Origin of the sequence: Lutibacter sp., from assembly GCF_030692605.1 — a bacterium.
In the GTDB taxonomy this organism is placed as follows: Bacteria; Bacteroidota; Bacteroidia; order Flavobacteriales; family Flavobacteriaceae; genus Lutibacter.
This window is the reverse complement of record NZ_JAUYUD010000102.1, coordinates 1-3430: the sequence shown is the minus strand read 5'-3', so window position 1 is coordinate 3430 and position 3430 is coordinate 1. Positions and strand designations below refer to the sequence as shown.

Genomic DNA, 3430 nt, shown 5'->3' with positions numbered 1-3430 from the left:
AAACATTTGATGGATTTAAAACAAGAATACTTTCTAAATTAACCTCGTTGACAATTATTCAATACATTAACAAGTTTATTTTTGAGAGAAATATTAACAACTTAAAAATTAACATTGTCTAAATGCACAACGGGTTTATTTTAAAAAAAAAATCATAAAAATCAACACTATGTTATTTGTCTCAATTTTTTAAAATTAGGGTTAAAAATACAAATATTTTAATTAATTCCTTTAAAGATTGGAATATGATAAGATATGGAATAATTAAAACCAACACCTGCACTATTCAAATTAACCTTATTAAATCCTGGAACCTGCAGATTTTTAAAATTTGTTGGTTCTTTTGTTGAAATCATATTGTTAAAACTTATGCTTCCACCTAAATACAAATTTTTAAGTGTTTCAACTTTTAAACCAAATATTAATTCAATCCATTGCGCATTTAAATTTGTAAATTCTTGACCATCTTCTATAGTAATTGGAATAAAGTAAGTGCCTTTTACATTGGGAGTATAATTATGTAATGTTTGACTAAAAGTACTATACGCATATCTAACCCCAATATAAATTTCGTTGTGCATTCCTTTCCAATTTTCATACAAATTATAATTTCCTCCAACTTTAATATATGAACCTTTTGTTGAAAAATTTAAATAATCTTCATTGGTTGTTTTTTCTTGAAACCCTAATTCAACAGCAGAATAAAAGTTTTTATAAACTCTAAAATCTCCAATAATTTCAAAACTACTTCCGTTATTTTCAAGAACTGAAACGAGTGGTTTTAAAATATCGGCACCAATTCTTATTCCATATGATGTTTTGGTTATTGTAGAGTCTTTAACATTTTGACTTATTGTTGTCAAAGAAATTAAAATACTAGTGGTAAATGTTAATATGTGCAGCAGTTTCATTTTCAATGGTTGTAGTATTAATAGTAACATTTTTTATCCAAGTGGCATTAATTGGGGTTGATTGTAAATTGGTAAAATTCATTTTAAATCCGCAGGAACGAGACACAAAAATCGAACTCCTGTCATATGAAAATTGCAATTCATTTTCAGTAGTACCTGATAAAAAACTATAGTTGGTAAAATTCTGATTAATATCTATAGGCATAGCAATTGAATCAATTGAAACCTTATCATAAATTTTGGCATTAGAACCAGACCAAACCGTTAGTAAATTTACTTTTTTTAATATGGTTGGATTTGCATCATCATAAAACCGAATAATTAATTTTGGTGTTGTACTTTCTATGCAAATATCATCTTTTTCACAGCTTTCAATAGATAGTGCCAGTAGTACATATAAAAGTATATTAATTGTTTTTTTCATATTAATTATTTTAATTCTAACAAAACTACGTTTTCAACGTGGTGCGTTTGTGGAAACATATCAACACCCTGAGTTTTTGTGATGTTGTAATACTCTTTCATTAATGATAAATCTCTTGCTTGTGTTGCTGAATTACAGCTTACATACACTATTTTTTTTGGAAGAATTTCTAACATTTTTTCAACAACATGTGAATGCATTCCATCTCGAGGAGGGTCAGTAATTATTACATCTGGTTTACCATGAGTTGTAATAAATTGATCGTTAAAAACAGTTTTCATATCACCGGCATAAAACTCGACATTGTCAATAGCATTAAATTTTGCATTTTGTTTAGCATCTTCAATTGCTTCAGGCACCGATTCTACACCTATTACTTTTTTGGCATTTTTTGCTACAAATTGGGCAATAGTACCAGTTCCAGTATAAAAATCGTACACAACTTCATTTCCGGTTAAGCCTGCAAAATCACGTGTAATTTTATATAATTCGTAAGCTTGAGCAGAATTTGTTTGATAAAAAGATTTAGGTCCAATTTTAAATTTCAAACTTTCCATTTCTTCAAATATATATTCGTTGCCTTTAAATAAAATAATATTTTGGTCGTACAACGTGTCATTTCCTTTATTATTAACTACATATAGGAGTGATGTTATTTCTGGAAATTTCTCTGATACTGCATTTAATAGAGCTTCTCGCTTTTTTTTATCTTCTTTAAATAATTGAAGTACTACCATTATTTCTTTAGTAGATGAAATACGAATCATTATAGTTCTTAAAAAACCACTTTGTGCCCTAGGATTATAGAATTCATATCCATTATCGATTCCATAATTTTTAATAAAATTTCGAATTTGGTTTGATGGATCTTCTTGTAAATGACACGTTGAAATATCTAATATTTTATCCCACATTCCAGAAATATGAAACCCACAGGCGTTTCTAGAATCTATTTCATTAGTTGAATTAATTTCATCAAGCGTTAGCCAACGATTATTTGAAAAAGAATATTCCATTTTATTTCTGTAGTTGTATATTTCTTTACAACCTAAAATTGGAGTTATTTCAGGTAACTCTAAATGTCCAATTCTAATTAAATTATTGGTAATTTCATTTTCTTTATAATGTAATTGAAATTTATAATCCATATGTTGCCATTTGCAACCGCCACAATATTCGAAATGTTGGCAAACAGGTTCTGTTCTTTTACTAGAATACAAATGAAATTTTACAGCAGTTCCTTCATAATAGGCTTTTCTTTTTTTACCAGTTTTAATATCAGCAATATCACCTGGAACTGCATTATCAACAAAAATAACTCTTCCATCTGGAGCTTTAGCAATAGTTTTGCCCTTAGCACCTGCGTCTAAAATTTCTAAATTTTCAAAAATATTCTGTACTCTCTCTTTTGCCATTCTGCAAATGTACTATTTTAACATAAAAAAAGCATCCCTATTTTTGGGATGCTTTGATAATATTTAAGATTACAATTATTTTATGCTAGCCATATATGCAGCAAGTGCAGCTAATTCTTCTGGTTTTAAAGCTTTAACAAAACCATCTAGGTTGGTTTTCATAATAGCAACTTGTCCAGGATCAGTGTCTACAATAGCAGGAGTTTCGCCTTTTAAGAATGCAACAATATTACCATTTTTCTCAGCATATATTTTGTTGATATCTTTAATAGATGGCCCAATTACTTTGGTATCGGCTAAATGACAAGTAGCGCACGTTTTTTCTGTAAAAAGTTTTGCCCCAAGAGCAACATAATCTTCAGGAGATTTAATTTCCTTATTTTCAAAACTTTCTTCTTCATTTTGAACTTCGCTTTTTACTTCTTCTTTTTTAGTGTCTCCACAACTTGCAACAAATAAGGCAACTAGCCCTAACATTAGAAATGATTTTTTCATTTTATAAAAAATTTATTTTCAGCAAATTTATTCAATTAAATTGTATTAAGTAATAAGAATAAAATAATGTCGTATTTTATTGCGTATATATAATAATTTTCGTATATTTATCTCATTATGAGATATATAACACTTAAAAATGAAGAGATTGAGGTATTGGAATACCTTCATCGGAATAGCCCTAA

4 protein-coding genes and 1 pseudogene are annotated in these 3430 nt (G+C 28.2%); 1 reads left to right on the top strand and 4 read right to left on the bottom strand.

Features of this window, described 5'->3' with window-relative positions; translation table 11 throughout:
- Nucleotides 1–122, top strand: a pseudogene (locus tag Q8S45_RS10510) (IS982 family transposase); the annotation flags it as partial.
- Between the two features lie 96 nt (nucleotides 123–218).
- Here Q8S45_RS10510 and Q8S45_RS10505 read toward each other — a convergent pair.
- The 4 genes from Q8S45_RS10505 to Q8S45_RS10490 form a co-directional block, all read right to left on the bottom strand.
- A complete protein-coding gene (locus Q8S45_RS10505; RefSeq protein ID WP_305604474.1) occupies nucleotides 219–941 on the bottom strand; it encodes a DUF6048 family protein in 723 nt (240 codons plus the stop codon).
- On the bottom strand, nucleotides 877–1335 hold the full coding sequence (locus Q8S45_RS10500) for a DUF6452 family protein (RefSeq protein WP_305604471.1): 459 nt from the start codon (nucleotides 1333–1335) through the stop codon (nucleotides 877–879). The genes Q8S45_RS10505 and Q8S45_RS10500 overlap by 65 nt, the downstream gene beginning before the upstream one ends.
- A gap of 5 nt (nucleotides 1336–1340) precedes the next feature.
- Complete coding sequence (rlmD, locus tag Q8S45_RS10495; protein WP_305604469.1) at nucleotides 1341–2750, bottom strand: 23S rRNA (uracil(1939)-C(5))-methyltransferase RlmD; 1410 nt, start codon at nucleotides 2748–2750, stop codon at nucleotides 1341–1343.
- 75 nt (nucleotides 2751–2825) lie between these two features.
- Nucleotides 2826–3245 carry a c-type cytochrome gene (locus tag Q8S45_RS10490; protein ID WP_305604467.1) on the bottom strand — a complete coding sequence of 140 codons (420 nt, stop codon included), beginning with the start codon at nucleotides 3243–3245 and terminating at the stop codon, nucleotides 2826–2828.
- Nucleotides 3246–3430: the final 185 nt, after the last annotated feature.